The organism is Bradyrhizobium sp. UFLA05-112 (genome assembly GCF_053572325.1).
The window spans coordinates 41,015-58,306 of sequence record NZ_JBANBK010000016.1; the positions used below are offsets into that span (position 1 = coordinate 41,015).

A 17,292-nucleotide genomic window follows, 5' to 3' on the forward strand; every position below is an offset into this window, starting at 1 on the left:
GGTCGCATGTCTGGCGAATTGAAGATCGAGGATGCCGTCGCGCGGGGTTACCCACCCGCCGTTCTGTACTTGCGCAATGATGACATTGTCGAAACCGAAGTGTGCGCATTCAACTATTTCTCGATCTTCCTAAAGGATAGACCCGACGCCGAAGTTCATGTTTGGTTCTTTGACGGAGCCGGCAAGCAGGCGAACTATTTTCGCAAAGACCTCGACTTCAACGACCAGTTGCAGCTGCGGACTTCGACGCTTTGCCCGAACGTTTCCGGAACTGTTGCAATGACTTTGCTACCGAAGCACGGAGCAGAGGTGCGGCCCGGGAAGAGGGTGACCACCGGATATTATGGACAGTACTACTCGCGCCACGGTGCGATCACGTTGTCGCATGAGCGTGAGGCGGTTTCGGGAAAAGCTTTCCACATGCCCGAGTGGTCGCAAACCTATCTCTCGCGGTTCATGGATGAGAGTGGCGCAATTCTTTTGAATTGCTGCCTTTCGCGGGAGGGAACGACACACGGCCATGCGAGATTACGTTCGCTGGACGGCTCGATCCTCGGGGAGCGTGCGCTGCCGGCGATCCCTTCAATGGGAGCTCTTCGGATAGGCACGCTTGAGCTCTTCCCGAATGCGAAGCAGCTAGTCGGCGGAGCCGAGTGCTTTGCTCTCGAATTCACGGGCAACAACCTCGCCAGCCCGTTCAGCTACTATCAGTTTGCTAACGGCAAATTCAGCCTGCACCATTTTTGAGGGCGTGACCGTGAGCCGATTTCCGAGCACTCCGTGGAAGCCGCATGAGCCAAGATTCCTCCTGCCGACCTTCGATGGCCTGGAGTGTAGACTTGGGCTCTCGATCCCCGTGTGGTTTCGAGCCCTTGATGTCAAATATGCCAAAAGTCTGGTTGCAGGCGTCCTGAAGAAGAACTTCTGGGAAGGCGTGAAGGATCTCGGTCCCGAGCTGACCAGCCTGATGTTATCGGGGTTTAGTAACAAGCTTCGCTTCAAGCTTCTTGTCCTCACGCGCAATGGTGACTATCTTGCCACTCGGGAGGTTTCGGCGAGCTTCGGGCCAGGAAGTTCGTTTGAGGTCAACCTCACGGACATCATAAAGCAGCTAGGCTTGCCGCCGAAAGATTATCTCGTCGTGGCGGTGATGAATCGCGGGCGGATGGATGCCTTCCGCTCGTCGCCGGGCAGCTTCTCGATGACCTATGTCGACCTGGACAATGTTGCGATCTATCGCACCGGCGCGTTCGCACGTCCGCTGAACGAGGGACGATTGAAGAGCCATGTCGGTTTCACGGGCATCAATCCGAAGGTGATTGCCAACGGCGAGTGCGTCAGCAGCGTGATGCTGATCAATCACTCCTCGGATCCCGAGTATGCGCACGAAGCGCATCCGACGTCGGTGTTGATCCGCGACGACGGCGAGCGCCTTGAAGGTGATTTCGGTCGAATTCCGCCACTCGGAGCGCGCGAAATGTCAGTCGTGGACATCTTCGGCAGCAAGGTATTCGACTTCCTAAAACCCTTCGGCGGTCGAGGCACAACGGTTACGACGTGCCTGGGCGTTACGCTGGCGAGTCTGCATCTTCATCGATCCACCGACAATCGCCGAACGCTGCTCGGGATCGAACACTCTCGGCCCGCGCACATGAACCTGACGGGTATCATGCAGCACTGATATCGCTCACCAAAGCATGATCCCGAAAAGTGTGAAGCGCTTTTCCCTCGCGACAAGCGCGGAACGCGTTTGCGCGGAGATCACGCTCAAACGATAACCCACAGCGCGATGACGATTCATCCTAATCTCATCGCGCGTTAAGGGGTCAAGAGCGGATCGCGTGACGACTCTTCAACCGCGGGACAGGTGATGAAACTTGCGATCGTCTTTCCGCTGCTGTTGGCAACGATCGGTCCCAATTCAGCAATGGACGCGATCTGCTCCTCCCCAAGAGGTAGCGTATTGGGGAAATAACTTGTCCGCTCCCCATCGATAGTTGTCGCCCAGTCAGCCGTCTTGGAGGAGAACACAAAGAGAGTGCGAATTTCACTCGGCTTGTCGTAGTCGCTTTTGAAGTTGTTGATCCTGCGGATCGTGTACCAATATTCAGAAGCGCCGCCGTCGACCAGCTGCCTCACGGCCTTACAGTAGCCCATCCTGTCCGCTCTTCGCGCCGCCCCAATTGCCTGCTGAAGCAGCTCTCTCTTGTCCGTGGCGATAGTGTCAAGGTTGGAGAATGGAACGATGCCGCCAATTCCGGTACGGGCACGTACGATCGACATCGTATACAAGTCCGAGATAACGGCTGTGTCGGGTTGAAAGCTGCGTAAAGCTTGTGCGACCGCCAGGTCGTCTTCGGTGTAGTGAGCAACTACGTGAACTTGAGAGGTCGGCCGTCCATAAGAGTGCGGCAGTGAAACGAATTTCGAGCCAACGCGATCCAGAGATAGGGCGAACGCCGCCAGGGTAGCCAGTAAAACGTATTCCATCCTGCCCGAGCAAAAGAATGCGGAGATGGCCATCACGGCGAGCAGCGAGAACATGATCGTGATCGGCCATACGAATTCAAGGTATGGTCGATAAAGCGCCAGCGTGTGCGCGGCTAGAAGATAGGTGCCCGAGGTGAGCAGGACCACAATCGTGGCGAACGGAAGCGCGCTCCGCACGGATTTCCATATCTGGAGCAGCGCGATTGATAGGGACACCGAGAACAGCAGCACCACGTAAAAGGAGGCGCGATATGCGAACGGGGTGCCGACAAGGATCAATAGCGTCAGAGACCAGCCGATAATCCAGGATACCGAAAATCTCTGGTCTTGCCAAAGAGACCGTCCCGATCGGCTCAGGGTCGTGTACAGGAACGTCGCGGCGAGCAGGAGCGCAAGGTTCAGTCCGATCGTCCTGGTCCATTCCACGAGCGCATTTCGAAGGCCCGTTCCGAGTTCAAAGTCATCACCAGGGTTGCTGCCCAGGATCAGTGCGGTCCATGAAACGATCGGGTCGGATAGATTCGAGAAAGTCGGAATATTGAGCAGCTGTGCCACGGCCATGCCTACCGGGACTAAGCTGCACAGGGGAAGTATCACTCCCGGCACTATCAGGTATCGCCGTAGTACGAGGGGTATCGGCACGGCAAGCGCCCAGCCGACACCCATTGCAATCGGGATCAAGATGATGCTCGAACGGTGCATCGGCAACATCGAGCCGGTCATCAGCAAGATAAGCAACAAGACCGGATCGACGCTCTTGCGGAGAGTCACGGTGCCGCCTGGAGGGGACATCTCGAATGATAACTGAACAAAGGGAATCTGCGACGCGCCAGCGACGGCGATCAGGAAGTAGGTCTGAGCCAGATGCGTCCATCGGAACGCCAAGAACAATTCGGCCGCCACCAGAGCTAGGAGCAGCAGCGACGAGTTTCTGATCTCAGTGGTTCCCGCTGCGCGCTGCATCCACTTGTTGGTAGTCGTCATCAGCAGCAAGCTGGAAAAAAAGCAGAGAATCCCGTTGCTGAACTCACCATTTACCACCACGGCAGAGACGATGACGAAAACGACGGCACGGTGGTGAGGGCTGGACACGATCGAAGACGCTGCAAATACCACAACGAGCTTGAAGAGCATCGTCGAGGGCCCGAGTGCCCAGTATCCGACGAGTTGATCGAAGCCAAAGGTCCTGACGAGTATTCCGGCAATCGCTTGTTTAATCGGAATGTACGAATCGGTGACGTATGGACTGAGAATGCCGAACCGCCCGAGCTCTTCGGCTCCCTTCATGGAATGCACGTCCTGGAACAGGTCGCCGGTCGGGTAGTGATACAGAACAAAGTATGTATAGAGATAAACGATCAGAACGGTGCTGATCGAAATCAGGAGGGCTGGGGAGGCAATGTGCCAGTTCGCTTTGTGTCGTATCAGCAACCACAGACCCAAGGCCGTTGCGACCATGACGAGCAAGCACAAGCCGCGAAAGCTTCCGCGCAGGATACCAAGTGCTTCGGCGTACTGCAGCAAAATGGTCAACACGACAAAACCGGCACAGCATGCGCTGGCCAATACGAGGGAAAGTGGTAGTTTGCCCAGCATGCCACGGAGAAGGCAAAGCATGGTGCCCAGGGGAATCAGATAAAAAAGCGGGGAGACCAGAATTGAGATCACGTTCAACTCGATGATCGGATTAGTGCGGAAGTTCCAGGAATGACCAGTCATCGTGCTTTGGGCACATGCGCGAACATGCATGACTACGCCAAAGAAGCAAGCTTGATATCTCTCTTGTTTCTTGCACAACCAGTGAGTTAGTAGCCATCTAATGTTTCGTCCGTATCTGGGGTCGGAAAAGAGCTAGTGCCAAAGCAAGCTGTCGTTCTGGTGGGCGGGCTCGGATCTCGCCTCGGAGAAAAAACTCGGTCGTTGCCCAAGCCGATGCTTGAGATCGCCGGGAAGCCGTTTCTCGACCATATCCTGGATGAGTTGGCCCGCTATCCAAGCATTGAAGAGATCCTTCTGCTGGCGGGATATCGAGCGCAACAGGTGGTGGGAGCTTATGACGGTCGGAAGCGGCGAGGTGCGTCCATTTCGGTCTTGTGCGAACCTGTGCCATCCGGAACCGCCGGGGCGTTGAAATATGCCTCGTCGAGGTTGCGGGAGCAGTTTTTCCTTCTGAACGGCGATTCGTTTTTCGACTTCAACCTGCTCGATCTCGCCCGGCAGGCGGAAGGTTCGTCTGCGCTGGTTCATATGGCGCTGAAGCGTGATCAGCCCGGAGATCGCTACGGCAGGCTTGTACTGGATGGCCGAAAAGTCGTGAAGTTCCTCGCAGCTGGCTCGCAGCCAGGCGGGGCGATTAACGCAGGCATCTATTGCCTCGATCGAAGCGTCATCTCCCTGATTGAGGAAATTCCATGCTCGCTGGAACAGAGCGTATTTCCGCAGCTGGTCGCGAAGGGACAGATAGAGGCGTTTCCGTATGACGGCTTCTTCATCGATATCGGCATTCCCACCGATTTTGAGCGCGCACAGGAAGAATTACCCTGCAGGCTGAAGCGGCCCGCAGTTTTCTTCGACCGCGACGGCGTGCTGAACGTCGACAAGGCCTATGTACACCGGATCGAAGACTTCGAGTGGGTCAGTGGTGCGCGCGAGGCGATCAAACTCTGCAACGATCTCGGCTACTACGCCTTTGTTGTCACCAATCAGTCAGGAGTCGCGCGCGGCTACTACGGCATCGACGATGTCCACCGGCTGCACGCCTGGATGACCGGCGAACTCGCCGCGGTAGGTGCACATGTCGACGACTACCAATATTGTCCGTTCCACGAGGACGGCACGGTCGAGGCATATCGTCGCCTCAGCGACCGGCGCAAGCCGGCGCCGGGCATGATTCTCGACTGCATGAAGGCATGGCCTGTCCGGGTCGAAGGAAGCCTGCTCGTTGGCGACAATGGTCGCGATCTCGAAGCGGCCATCGCTGCAGGGATACCGGGTCACCTCTATAAAGAGGGTGACTTGGTCGCGTTCCTTCGCCCGCTGCTCGAGTCCGGATCTAAAGCGCGATGAGATCAGGACGAATCGTCGTCGCGCTTTAGGTTGTTGTTCGAGCCATGATCTCCACGCAAACGCGTTCCGCGTTTGTCGCGAGAGAAAACCGCTTCGCACTGTTCCGGATCAGGCTCTAACTCCGGCTGATCGCGCGGAACATGTATTCGGCCTGCTCCCAGTCCTCGATAGTGTCGATGTCCTGGACGAGGTGCCGTGGCAGGACAACTCCGATGGATCGATCCGAGAACACCGGCACGGCTTCGAGAAATGCCGCAGCGGTGCCCCAGTAGAACTGGCCTGCGTCGTGATAGGCCGGCTGCAGGTCTTGCGAACGCGTCAGGCGGTGTTCGGGATAGAAGGGATCGACTCGACCGGACGCCGTGATGCGCACGGCTCGCTGGATCGGAAACGCGTAGCTCGTGACTGAAAATGCGAAGGCGGCATCCGAGCCCGTGAGGGCGTCGTGGGCCTGCCGCAGATATCGCGGCTGGATCAGCGGCGCGGTGGCGTAAATGCAGCAGGCGTGGCTGATGTCGTCACCGCGTTCGGTGAGCCAGGCGATGGCATGTTTGACAACGGCGTTGGTCCCGGTGTGATCGTCCGAAATCTCCTTCGGCCGGACAAACGGCGTCGCCGCGCCGAATTGACGGGCCACGGCGGCGATCTCATCATCATCCGTGGACACGATGATCTCGTCGAAGAGGCTGCTGTCGCGCGCCGCTTCGATCGAATAGGCGATGATCGGTTTGCCGCAGAACGGCCGGATGTTCTTGCGGGGAATCCGCTTGCTTCCGCCGCGCGCTGGGATGACGGCGATCTTCACGCGAGGATCTTCGCAAGCGCTGCGACGACGGTATCCTGCTGGGCATCCGTCATCTTCGAGAACAGCGGCAGCGTGATGGCGTCCTGGTAGTAGCTCTCGGCCTCAGGGAACATGCCGACGCTGAAGCCGAGGCGTTGATAATAGGGCTGAGTGTGCACCGGGATATAGTGCACGTTGACGCCGATGCCCGCGGCGCGCAACGCCTCGAAGACCTGCCGCCGGCTGAGCTTGATCTCGTTCCGCCGCAGTCGGATCACGTAGAGGTGCCAGGCCGAATTCGTGTCCGGGTGTTGCCACGGGCAGATCACCGGCAGCTTCGCAAGCAGCGCGTCGTAGCGCGCCGCCAGCTCCCGCCGGCGCGCGACAAAGGCGTCGAGCCGGCCGAGCTGGCTGGCGCCGAGCGCAGCCTGGATGTCGGTCATGCGGTAGTTCAGGCCGAGCTCGACCTGTTCGTAGATCCAGGGACCAAAGCGGTCCTCGTTGGAGCGTCGCTCGTCGACCGGATCGGTCTGTACGGGACGGACGATGCCGTGGGTGCGCAGGTAGGAAAGGCGTTCGGCAAGCTTCGGCTCATTGGTCAGCGCCATGCCGCCTTCGCCGGTCGTAATGATCTTGACTGGGTGGAAGCTGAAAACCACGATGTCGCTGAGATGACCGGAGCCGACCTTCTGCCCGCGATAGTCGCCGCCGACCGCGTGAGAGGCGTCCTCAATGATGCGAAAGCCGTAGCGATCCGACAGGGCGCGGATCTCGGTCATCTCGCAGGATTGTCCGGCGAAATGCACGGGGATCACGACCTTCGGCAGCCGGCCCTGCGCGCTCGCGCGCTCGAGCTTCTCACGCAATGCCGCGACGCTCATGTTGTAGGTGCGCGGATCGATGTCGACGAAGTCGACGCTCGCGCCGCAGTAGAGCGCGCAATTGGCCGACGCCACGAAGGTGTTCGGCACGGTCCACAGAATGTCGCCGGGACCCAGATCAAGCGCGAGACAGGCGATATGAAGCGCGGCGGTCGCATTCGACACCGCGACCGCGTTGGCCGCGCCGCAGTACCTGGCGAGCGCCTGTTCGAACCGGGGGCCGGCCTGCCCCTGGGTCAGCCAGTCCGATTGCAGGACGTCCTTGACCGCGTCGATGTCCTCAGCGGAAATATCCTGGCGACCATACGGGATCATTGGACCGCAATTTTGTTGAATTCTCTGATCTCGGCCACGTCGAGAAAGTGGTCGTTCCTTCCGGAATTGTACTCGAAGCCGTCAGACACCGCTTCGCCTCGCTCGCCGATCTGGTTCGTGAGGTAGTCGACGTCGCGACGATAGAACTTGATCGTCGGTTTGATCACGAAGTGATCGCGGAATTTGAGCGTCAAATGCGAATCGTCGGTCGGGCACATGACTTCGTGGAGCTTCTCGCCCGGCCGGATGCCGATCACCCTGGTCGGCAGCGTCGGAGCCATTGCTGCCGCGAGATCGGGAATACGCACCGAAGGTATCATCGGAACGAAGATCTCGCCGCCGGACATGCGCTCGAAGCTCTTGATCACGAAGTCGACGCCCTGCTGCAGCGAGATCCAGAACCGCGTCATACGCGGATCTGTGATCGGCAGATGATCGGCGCCCTCGGCGATCATCTTGTTGAACAACGGCACGATCGAACCGCGCGAGCCGACGACATTGCCATAGCGGACCACGCTGAACGCGGTGCGATGGCCGCCCGCCATGTTGTTGGCCGCGATGAACAGCTTGTCGGAGGCGAGCTTGGTCGCGCCGTAGAGGTTGATCGGCTGTGCCGCCTTGTCGGTGGACAACGCGATGACCTTGTCGATGTCCGCATCAAGCGCGGCCTGGATGACGTTTTCTGCCCCGTGGACGTTGGTCTTGATGCACTCCATGGGATTGTATTCGGCGGCCGGTACCTGCTTTAGCGCGGCTGCGTGCACCACGAAGTCGATACCCTTCATGGCCGCGCGCAGGCGCTCGCCGTCGCGCACGTCGCCGATGAAGTAGCGCATCGCAGGCTGATTGAAGTCCTGCTGCATCTCATATTGCTTCAGCTCGTCGCGCGAATAGACCACGACGCGACGCGGCTTGAAGTTTTTCAGGAGGCAGCCGACAAACTTCTTTCCGAACGATCCCGTGCCGCCGGTGATCAGAATGGACTTATCGTTGAACATGCTCGTTTCCGCGCCGGATCGTCGTTTGAATGAAATGGGAATGGGGCTGGTTACCACACGCTCCTGCCGCCGTCCATCACCAGGTTCTGTCCGGTCATGTAGCTCGATGCGTCCGAGCAGAGGAACTGCACCGCTGCACGGTATTCGTCGACGTCGGCCATGCGGCCCATCGGGATCAGACGCGTGAGCCGCTCGACGAAAGCGGGATCCTGGTTGTTGAAGACGCCGCCGGGCGAGATCGCGTTGACGCGGACGCCGTGGTCGGCCCAGTAGGTCGCAAGGTATTTCGTCAACCCGATCAGGCCGTGCTTGATTACCGAATAGGTCACGGGCTTGACCGGCTGTTCCTCCTCGCGCGTGACGCCCGGCTGGCGATAGAGCCGCTGGTCCGGCGCAATCACGCCGAGATCGGAGGCGATGTTGAGGATCACGCCGCGGCCGAGCCTGGCCATCTCGCCGCCGAACACCTGGGCGCACAGCATTGCGCCGGTGAGGCCGACGGCGATCTCCGTCTGCCATTGCGGCACCGGGAACGCTTCGAAGCGCGAGGAATGCATTACGCCGGGCGCCGACGTCACCTTGGGATCGATTGCGGCGTTGTTGACGAGGATGTCGACGGTGATACCGCGGCTCGCAATCTGTTCGTGTGCGGCGCGCACCGAGTCGTGCGACGTCACGTTGATCTCGCCCGCAATCAGATCGGCTTTGGGCAGGTTCTGCTTCAGAGCCGCGATGGCGGCTTCAGCCTGTGTCACGCTGACGTCTGTGACGACGACGCGCGCGCCGGCCTCGGCAAGCGCTGCGACATGCTGCTTGCCCAGCAGTCCACCGGCGCCAGTCACGAGCGCCGTCCGTCCGGTCAAGTCGTAGCGGGAGGAGGGGCTTGCCATGAAAATGCTCCTGTTCAACTCCGCAACTGGCCGCCATCGACCACCATCACGCTGCCCGTGATGAATGCGGCGCGCGGCGAGGCGAGGAAGGCGACGAGGTCTGCGATCTCCTCGGGTCTGCCGAGTCGGCGCAGCGCCACCTCGCGTTGGAGCATGTCGTCGACCGCCTGCTTGTTCTCTGCAATCCTGCGAGCCCAGGTGCCGTCGGCTGCCAGAATGTTGCCGGGCGCCACGGCGTTGATGCGGATGCCTTCAAGCGCGAGCGGCCGCGAAAGCCCACGAACCGTCGCGTTCAATGCTGCCTTTGCGGCGTAATAGGTGACGGGTGCACCGATCGCGGCCATGCCGGCGATCGAGGAGATGCAGATGATGGCGCGGTCGCCGCTGCCGCGCGCCATCGAGGGGCGCGCTGCTTCGATCATGTTCGTCGTGGCGAACAGATTGAGGTCCATCACCCGCGACCATTCCGACGCCGTTTCCTGGCCGGGTGGGACGGAAGCGCCATTGCCGACGTTGCAAATGAGGATGTCGATTTGGCCCCATTGCCGTTCGACATCGTGCACCAGCGCACGCGCGGCGGCAGGGTCGGCGACGTCGGCCACATGAATTGACGTGCTGCCGGCGATCGTCGCGCGCGCCGCATGCAGCGCGTCCGCCCCGCGTGCGGCAAGCGCGACTTTTGCGCCTTCGGACGCGAGCGTCGTCGCGATCGCAAGCCCGATCCCCCGGCTGGCGCCGGTGACGAGCGCGACACGATCGTTCAGCTCGAGCTTCATCGCGCGGCGTCCTCGATCCAGCCGATCGTCATGTCGCGATATCTAGCAAGCGCTCCGGCGTGGTCGCCGTCGGCGGCGCGTGCGGTTTGCAGGATATACTGACCCTTGTAGCCGGCACGCTCGATCAGCCGGATCGTCTTGGCGAGGTCCGCGTTGCCGGTGCCGAGCGGCACCGTAGTGCCGCCGCGAATGCGATCCTTCACGTGCACATTGAGAATGCGCGGCGCATAGGCAGCGATCTCCTCGTCGCTGTCATATCCGAGCGAGGCGCTGTTGCCGCTGTCGTAGTTGACGCCGAACATTTCGGCCGGAAAGGCCTCCATGAACCGGGCGAGCTCGCGCGGCGGCAAATCGGATTCGAAGACGATCTTGACGTTCTGCCGTGCGAGCGCCTCGCGGCGGGCAAGCAGCACCCGCTTGAGCGTATCGCTCTCGCTCTCGCGCTCGATCTTGCCGTTGTCGACCAGCGGGATCACCACGAATTCGATGCCGAGCCGGCTGCAGGCGGCGAGCAGGAGGTCGAGGTCGGCGACAAGCACGTCGCGCACCACGGCATCGACCTTCCAGAACGGCGCCTGCATGAAGCAGTCTCCGGTCAGGCTCGGGATGCGCAGGCCATTCTCGCGCGACAATGCGATGATCTCGTTCTGACCTTTTTCGGTCATCAGCGGATTTTCGCGTAACCGCTCCTGGTCGATGGTCCATTCCATTCGCGTCAAGCCGAGAGCTTTCGCGCGTGAAAATTCCTCGCGCCATTCGTCCCAGGGAAATGCCTGGATCTTGCCGTCGACCAGCGTCGACAGCCTGCCTTGCATGAAGCCGATGCGTTCGAGCGTTGCGGTCACGTTGTCCTGTCCGGGCTGATAGCGAGGCCTTTGGCAGTCCAGCCGCCGTCGACGAAGATCTCCTGGCCGGTCACATAGGCAGACGCCTGCGAGGCCAGAAATACCGCCGCGCCGACCATATCGGCGGGTTGGCCCCAGCGCCCGAGAATGGTGTGGCGGCGACGGTCTTCATGCATGGCCGGATCGGCGAAGCTCTTTGCGGTCATCTCCGTCGCGACGTAGCCGGGCGCCAGCGCATTGACGCGGATGCCGTCGGCAGCGTAGTCGGCCGCAAGCGCGCGCGTCAGCCCGGCAAGGCCAGCTTTTGCCGCGACATAGCCGGGATTCCCCGGGAAACCGCGCACCGAATTGATGCTGGTGACGTTGATGATCGAGCCACCCGACGCCTTCATCAGCGGATGGGCTGCGAGAATGGTCGCATAGACGCCGGTAAGATCGGTTGCAACCGTCGCGCGGAAGCGGGCGAGCTCGCTCTCGGCGCTTTGGGCGGGAAGGCTGATGCCGGCCGCGTTAACCAGCACGTCGAGTCGTCGGTGCTGCGCGCCGACAATGCCGAACGCGTGCGCGATCGCGGCATCGTCCGAGAGATCGCAAGCGATTGCCGTCACGCCCTGCGGCGCGGTGCCGGAACGGCTGAGCCCGAAGACGTCGGCGCCGGCATCCTTCAAGCCAGCCGCGATCGCGGCCCCGATGCCGCGCGATGCGCCGGCGACGACCGCAATCTTGTCGGCAAGCGAGAAGGCGCTGAGGTCAGGCATAGCCGTAAGCCTGGATGATCGCGGCGCAGAGCTTGACGTCCTCGGGGCGGTCGATCTGGAACATCTTGTGACGCTCCATCACGTGAAAGCCGATCTTGCCGCCCAGGCGGTTGTTCTGCTCGCGCAGGAGCGACGGGATCAGGACGTAGAACGAGCCGTTTTCGAGATAGCGCTTCTCGATCTGCTGCCGCATACGGCGGTTGCGGAAGTCGTAGTTGATCGGCTCCGGTCCGCCCGTGCCGATCCGCCAGTTGAAATAGTCCTCGACCTCGCAGACCGAGAGCAGGCTGTCGAGATTTTCCCGCTCGAAGGTATCGAGCGCCTGTTCGATATCTCGAGGCTCGCGGATCGGAGAGGTTGCCTGGAGCGCGACGATGCGCTCGAAGCGGCCCGCCCGCTCGTCAATCGCATTGAGCGCGTGCAGCCAGGCGGATTCGGACGAGGCGAGATCGCCGGAGATGTCGTCCGGGCGGCGCACGCCGACGGCGCCTGCGGCTTCGGCCGCGGCGAGGATCTGGTCGCTGTCGGAGGACACTGCCACCACGTCGACGCCGCGGGCCGCGCGCGCCTGTTCGACTGTCCAGGCGATCAGCGGCTTGCCGCAGAGATCGAGCAGGTTCTTGTGCGGAATACCCTTGGAGCCGCCACGCGCGGCGATCACGGCCAGCGTCTTGCGCGCCATCAGATGTGCCCCTCGAGCCGCTCGAGCGCCGTCCAGAAGCCTTCGCCCATGTTTTTGTGGCCCTGCCAGATCTCGGGAATGAAAGAAGCGGTAGGCGCGTGCTCGCGCAGCACTTTTCCGATCTCGTTGAAGTCGATTTCGCCTTCGCCGACCTGGAGACCTTCGCCGTCCAGTCCCTTGGCGTCGCCGAAATGCAGATGCGCGGTGTGCGGGCCGAGCTGCGCCAGGCCTTGCGCAAAGTCGAAGCCGAAATGATTGGCGGCGAGCTTCGTGTGGGAGATGTCGACGCACATCCGCAGATCATGTTTGGCGCAGAATGCGGCGGACTCTTCCGGGAAGATGAAAATGTTCTGGTGCCGCTGTCCGCCGAAATGCCAGGGGAAGGGCGCCATGGTCTGCGGCGTCAGCTCGACACCCTCCATGTCCAGCTCCTTCAGGCTCTGCGCAAAGATGCGGTAGCGTTCGGCCTTCTCTTCTGGCGGCAGCGGCTCGTCCATCGTGAAGCCGCCGATATTGGCGACGATTGGCGGGCGCTTCGTCTTCGGGAAGAATTTCTTCAGGTTGCGGGTGATGTCGATCACCGCCTGTGTCTGCTCGAGCGAGTAGCGCCGCAGCGTCTCGTCGGGCGTCGCCAGATCCATCAGCTTGGAGCCGGCGAACAGCTCCGGCGCGTGCACGACGAAGCCGAGATCGTAGGTGCCGGACAGGTAGGCCGCCGGATCGCGCTCCATGTCGCTATAGCTGAGGTGGAACTCGATGATGTCAGGCTCGCAGATTTCGAGGAAGCGCTCGGTGTCGTGATAGCGCACCGGGACACCCCACGGGCGGTCGAAGCGGTAGCGCCGCGCTTTCGCGGCGCCCTCGTCGAGGTCGCTCTGAAAGAAATAATCGTCTGCTGCCATCTTCCGCTTGAGAACCTTGCCGATCAGCGCGGGCATTTTCAGCGGCGACAGACCCTGGCCCGGGCTCTTCACGGCAATATCATCGTCGGAAATGACGGTGCCAGGCGCGATGTCGCGCGCGGCTACGAGGCTTTTGGCGAGATTCTCGCGGTTGATCAATTCACCCTGGCTCAGGGCGCGCTCGGCGAGCTTTTCGCCGCGCGCCGCTTCCACCTCGCGGATGCCGGCGACGAGCGCCTTGAATTCCTCCGGCTCGAGGCTTGCAGCATGGTCCGGGCCTTCCATCTCGCGGTCGAGGGTGATGTGGCGCTCGATCACGATGGCGCCGAGTGCCACCGCTGCCGTCGACACCGCTGTGCCGCGTTCATGCCCGGAGTAGCCCACGATCGGATGGATTTCGCGCAGCGTCTCCATAAAGCGCAGATGGATGTTGTGCAGCGCCGCCGGATAGGTGCTCTGGCAATGCAGGAGCACATAGCTCGCCTTGCGCTCGTCGAGGAATTTTGCCGCGGTCTTGATCTCGTCCGTCGTGCTCATGCCGGTCGAGACGATCAGCGTCTTGCCGGTCGCGATCAGTTTCGCGAGCAGCGGAAGGTTGGTGAGGTCGGCGGAGGCGACCTTGTAGGCCGCAACGCCAAAACCTTCGAGCACGGCCACGCTCTTGGCGTCCCAGGGCGTGCAGAGATATTGAATGCCCTTCGAGGCGCAGTAGTCGGCGATCTTCTTTTGCTGCTCCGTCGTCAACTCGAACCGGCGGAGCAGGTCGAGCGTGTATTCGACGGCGAGGTCGTCGTCCTTTCCCGACAGCGAGGAGGCGCGGTAGACCTCGTCGAGCTTGCGCATCTGGAACTTGGCGCAATCTGCGCCGGCCGCGACCGCAGCATCGACCAGCGCGATGGCACGGTCGAAATCGCCGTTGTGGTTGTTGCCGATCTCGGCGATCACATAACAGGGCTCGCCATCGCCGACGAGGCGTTTGCCGATGCGGATCGGGGCGGTCTTATGGGGCGAAGTCATCAACAATCTCGTCTCACTCGTCGGCCGGCCGGGCCGGGAAGCGTGATTTCCAGGTCTTGAGGCCGTTCTCCTCGAACATGATGCGTGCACAGCGCAGGCCCTTCTGCTCCAGCGCGGAGATTAGCGGGTAGCGCTCGAACGGGCGCACGAAGAACATGAAATAACCGCCACCGCCGGCACCGAGCAATTTTCCGCCTACGGCACCGTGCGACTTGGCGAAGTCATAGATATCGTCGAGCTCGTTCGAGGAGATCTTGGAGCTCATCTTGCGCTTGGCGTGCCAGGCCTCGTCGATCAGCCGGCCGCATTCGAGAAGCCGGCCGCGCAGCAGATGCTTGCGGATCTCGCGTGTCACTTCCTTCTGCTTGGCGGCGGCGGCGACTGCATCCGAGGTTTCGTGCTGGGCCTTCTGATCGCGGTGGATCGCGCCGGAGTCATGACCCGAGCCGGTGTAGCAGAGCACCAGGCTCTCCTCGAGCTCGGCGATGATGTTGGAATCGAGGCGCAGCGGCACGATGGTGTTCTGGTCTGACGAGAACTCCATGTGATTGAAGCCGCCGAACACGGTGGCGTATTGATCCTGCCAGCCGCCGGGGATGTTGAGCATCAGGCGCTCGGCCTGGAATGCCATCTCCGCGATCTCGTGGCGGTCCCACTGATCGCTGCGGAATTCGTTGAAGCAGCCAATGATGGCCGACGACACCACGGCGGAGCCGCCGAGCCCGGAGCCCACCGGGAAATCGGCGGAGACCTCGAGCTCAAATCCGTAAGTGGGCTTGATCAGCCGGATCACCGATCTGATCAAGGCGAGATCGCCGCCCGCGCCGAGCTCGGCGAGACTGTTTGCTTCAACCGTGCAGCGGAAGTCGTGCGAGTAGATCCGGATTTGGGCGTCGCTGCGCCGCCTGAGCGTCGCATGGGCGTACATCTTGATCGTGGCGTTGATGACCGCGCCGCCGTCGTTCGCCACGAAGTAGTGGGTGAGGTCCGTGCCGCCGCCGGAAAAGCTGATTCGCACTGGCGAACGGGCGCGCGCGAACACCTCGCTCTCTTCCGAGAGGTTGAACAGATCGCGGCTGAACACGTCGACCAGCCGGCCCTCGGCGTCGAGGATCGGAACCACGTGGACACGCTGGTCGAGCAGTTTGAGGATTTGCTCGCGCGGTCCGCCGGCACGCGCCCAGACGAAATTGCGATTGATGCAGGCTGCGACGCTGTCGTGGATGGTGATGCCGGTCAACATCCGCCTGCGGATGTCACCGTCGGTCACCGCGCCGACGATCTTCCCGCCGGCATCCTGCGCAAAGAGGATACCGAGCATGTTCGCGTTGAGGCGGCGAAAGCCCTCCTCAATCGTATCGGTCTCGGCGATGGTGACGAGTGTTCGCTCAAGCACGTTCTTGGGTCCGGAAAAGGTCGATTCCGCAGCCGCAACCGGGGCGCGGGTCAACCTGCTAATACGGTAGCCCTCGGGGCGATGCAAGGTTCCAGGCCGGACCGGCTTAGGGGTATGATCGGGCTCAGGAATTCACCGCGCTGACGTGCTGGACAGCGATATGCTAAGGAGGCCTGTCGCGCGCCGTGATCGCGCCAAGCGAGTGTCAGCGCTCGTCGGCGATCACCTTGCCGTCGTTCGGCAGCGCGCCAGGGCTCACCAGCTCGACATTGCCGCCGAGCTTCGTCACGGCGCGTAGCGTGGTGGCGATCTCCTCGCGCAGCGCCTCGCTTACCGCCGCAGTCTCGGCCTTCAACGTCATCGCGTCCGTCTCGCGCTCGCGGGTGACGACGAGGCGCAGGCGGCCAAGTGCGGGGTGGCGTTTGCCGATCTCGGCGATCTGCTCGGGGCGGACGAACATGCCCTTGACCTTGGTGGTCTGGTCGGCGCGACCCATCCAGCCCTTGATGCGCATGTTGGTGCGGCCGCAGGAGCTCTTGCCCGGCAGCGCCGCGGTGAGGTCGCCGAGCGCGAGCCTGATCCAGGGATGATGCGGGTCGAGCGAGGTCACCACGATCTCGCCGACATCTCCTGGCGCAACGGGATCGCCGGTGCCTGGCTTGACGATCTCCATGATCAGGTCCTCATTGACGACCATGCCGTCGCGGGCCTCGGTCTCGAAGGCGATGAGACCGAGGTCGGCGGTCCCGAACGCCTGGTAGGCGTCGATGCCGCGCGCTGTGATCTCGGCCTGGAGCGAAGGCGGAAACGCCGCGCCCGAGACCAGCGCGCGCTTGATTGAGGAGACGTCGCGCCCCGTAGTCGCTGCGGCGTCGAGCAAAATCTTCAGAAAGTCCGGCGTGCCGCTATACCCGATCGGCCGGTAGGCCTCGATCAGCTCGAATTGCGCCTCCGTGTTGCCCGGGCCCGCTGGGATTACCGCGCAGCCGAGCGCCCGCGCGGAGGCGTCGAAAATGAAGCCGCCGGGCGTCAGATGGTAGCCGAATGTGTTGAGCACGATGTCGCCGGGCCGAAAGCCCGCGGCGAATAGCGCTCGCGCGCCGTGCCAGGGGTCGGCCTGGGTTCCCTCCGGCTCGAAGATTGGTCCGGGCGAGGTGAAGAGCCGTGCGAATGCCCCGGGCGGGTGTGCCACGAAGCCGCCGAAGGGCAGGGAGGCTTTGTGCAGGGCGGGCAGTTCCGACTTGCGCAGCACCGGCAGCCGCGCCAGCGCGGCCCGTGAGGTCACGGAGGCCGGCTCGAAGCCCTTCAGGCGCTCGGCATAGGCTGGTGCGGCCATGGCATGGTGCAGGATGCCCGGCAGGCGCGAGAACAGCTCGGCCTCGCGCTCGTCAAGTGCGCGCGTCTCAAGGGCGTCGTAGTGGGTGGTCATGGCTGGTCCTCAATTGGTTCGCATCCGTTGCGCCGCCTCGCGCGCGTCGCTATCAGGGCGGCA

At 61.9% G+C, this 17,292-nt stretch carries 15 protein-coding genes; 3 read left to right on the forward strand and 12 right to left on the reverse strand.

Annotated elements, in window-relative coordinates:
• The first annotated feature begins 6 nt into the window (after window positions 1-6).
• Together SO180_RS12105 and SO180_RS12110 are read left to right on the forward strand one after the other, a co-directional pair.
• Window positions 7-747, forward strand: a complete 741-nt coding sequence (locus SO180_RS12105) for a hypothetical protein (protein WP_449379046.1) — start codon at window positions 7-9, stop codon at window positions 745-747.
• Window positions 748-934: 187 nt separating this feature from the next.
• Window positions 935-1,681 (forward strand): hypothetical protein, encoded by a 747-nt coding sequence (locus SO180_RS12110; protein WP_449379047.1) that lies wholly within the window; start codon window positions 935-937, stop codon window positions 1,679-1,681.
• A 137-nt stretch (window positions 1,682-1,818) separates the two neighbouring features.
• On the opposite strand, the gene SO180_RS12115 is transcribed toward SO180_RS12110, so the two are convergent.
• Complete coding sequence (locus tag SO180_RS12115) at window positions 1,819-4,209, reverse strand: hypothetical protein (protein WP_449379048.1); 2,391 nt, start codon at window positions 4,207-4,209, stop codon at window positions 1,819-1,821.
• Between the two features lie 159 nt (window positions 4,210-4,368).
• On the opposite strand from SO180_RS12115, the gene SO180_RS12120 reads away from it, so the two are divergent.
• Window positions 4,369-5,556, forward strand: a complete 1,188-nt coding sequence (locus SO180_RS12120) for an HAD-IIIA family hydrolase (RefSeq protein WP_449379113.1) — start codon at window positions 4,369-4,371, stop codon at window positions 5,554-5,556.
• A gap of 115 nt (window positions 5,557-5,671) precedes the next feature.
• On the opposite strand, the gene pseF is transcribed toward SO180_RS12120, so the two are convergent.
• The 11 genes from pseF to SO180_RS12175 all read right to left on the reverse strand — a co-directional run bounded on the left by pseF (window position 5,672) and on the right by SO180_RS12175 (window position 17,229).
• The gene (gene pseF, locus SO180_RS12125) at window positions 5,672-6,361 is read right to left on the reverse strand and encodes a pseudaminic acid cytidylyltransferase (protein WP_449379049.1); all 690 of its coding nucleotides are present in this window, start codon (window positions 6,359-6,361) and stop codon (window positions 5,672-5,674) included.
• On the reverse strand, window positions 6,358-7,536 hold the full coding sequence (gene pseC, locus SO180_RS12130) for a UDP-4-amino-4,6-dideoxy-N-acetyl-beta-L-altrosamine transaminase (RefSeq protein ID WP_449379050.1): 1,179 nt from the start codon (window positions 7,534-7,536) through the stop codon (window positions 6,358-6,360). The genes pseF and pseC overlap by 4 nt, the downstream gene beginning before the upstream one ends.
• Window positions 7,533-8,534, reverse strand: coding sequence for a UDP-N-acetylglucosamine 4,6-dehydratase (inverting) (pseB, locus tag SO180_RS12135; protein WP_449379051.1), 1,002 nt, complete (start codon window positions 8,532-8,534; stop codon window positions 7,533-7,535). Before pseB ends, pseC begins: the two co-directional genes overlap by 4 nt.
• Before the next feature lie 50 nt (window positions 8,535-8,584).
• On the reverse strand, window positions 8,585-9,424 hold the full coding sequence (locus SO180_RS12140) for an SDR family oxidoreductase (protein ID WP_449379052.1): 840 nt from the start codon (window positions 9,422-9,424) through the stop codon (window positions 8,585-8,587).
• 14 nt (window positions 9,425-9,438) lie between these two features.
• Window positions 9,439-10,200, reverse strand: a complete 762-nt coding sequence (locus tag SO180_RS12145; RefSeq protein WP_449379053.1) for an SDR family NAD(P)-dependent oxidoreductase — start codon at window positions 10,198-10,200, stop codon at window positions 9,439-9,441.
• On the reverse strand, window positions 10,197-11,045 hold the full coding sequence (locus SO180_RS12150) for a sugar phosphate isomerase/epimerase family protein (RefSeq protein WP_449379054.1): 849 nt from the start codon (window positions 11,043-11,045) through the stop codon (window positions 10,197-10,199). The genes SO180_RS12145 and SO180_RS12150 overlap by 4 nt, the downstream gene beginning before the upstream one ends.
• Window positions 11,042-11,803, reverse strand: coding sequence for an SDR family oxidoreductase (locus SO180_RS12155; protein WP_449379055.1), 762 nt, complete (start codon window positions 11,801-11,803; stop codon window positions 11,042-11,044). The genes SO180_RS12150 and SO180_RS12155 overlap by 4 nt, the downstream gene beginning before the upstream one ends.
• The gene (locus tag SO180_RS12160; RefSeq protein ID WP_449379056.1) at window positions 11,796-12,485 is read right to left on the reverse strand and encodes an acylneuraminate cytidylyltransferase family protein; all 690 of its coding nucleotides are present in this window, start codon (window positions 12,483-12,485) and stop codon (window positions 11,796-11,798) included. Before SO180_RS12160 ends, SO180_RS12155 begins: the two co-directional genes overlap by 8 nt.
• The gene (locus tag SO180_RS12165; protein ID WP_449379057.1) at window positions 12,485-14,404 is read right to left on the reverse strand and encodes an N-acetylneuraminate synthase family protein; all 1,920 of its coding nucleotides are present in this window, start codon (window positions 14,402-14,404) and stop codon (window positions 12,485-12,487) included. Before SO180_RS12165 ends, SO180_RS12160 begins: the two co-directional genes overlap by 1 nt.
• Before the next feature lie 13 nt (window positions 14,405-14,417).
• Window positions 14,418-15,800 (reverse strand): GHMP family kinase ATP-binding protein, encoded by a 1,383-nt coding sequence (locus SO180_RS12170; RefSeq protein ID WP_449379058.1) that lies wholly within the window; start codon window positions 15,798-15,800, stop codon window positions 14,418-14,420.
• 205 nt (window positions 15,801-16,005) lie between these two features.
• On the reverse strand, window positions 16,006-17,229 hold the full coding sequence (locus SO180_RS12175) for a phenylacetate--CoA ligase family protein (protein ID WP_449379059.1): 1,224 nt from the start codon (window positions 17,227-17,229) through the stop codon (window positions 16,006-16,008).
• Window positions 17,230-17,292: the final 63 nt, after the last annotated feature.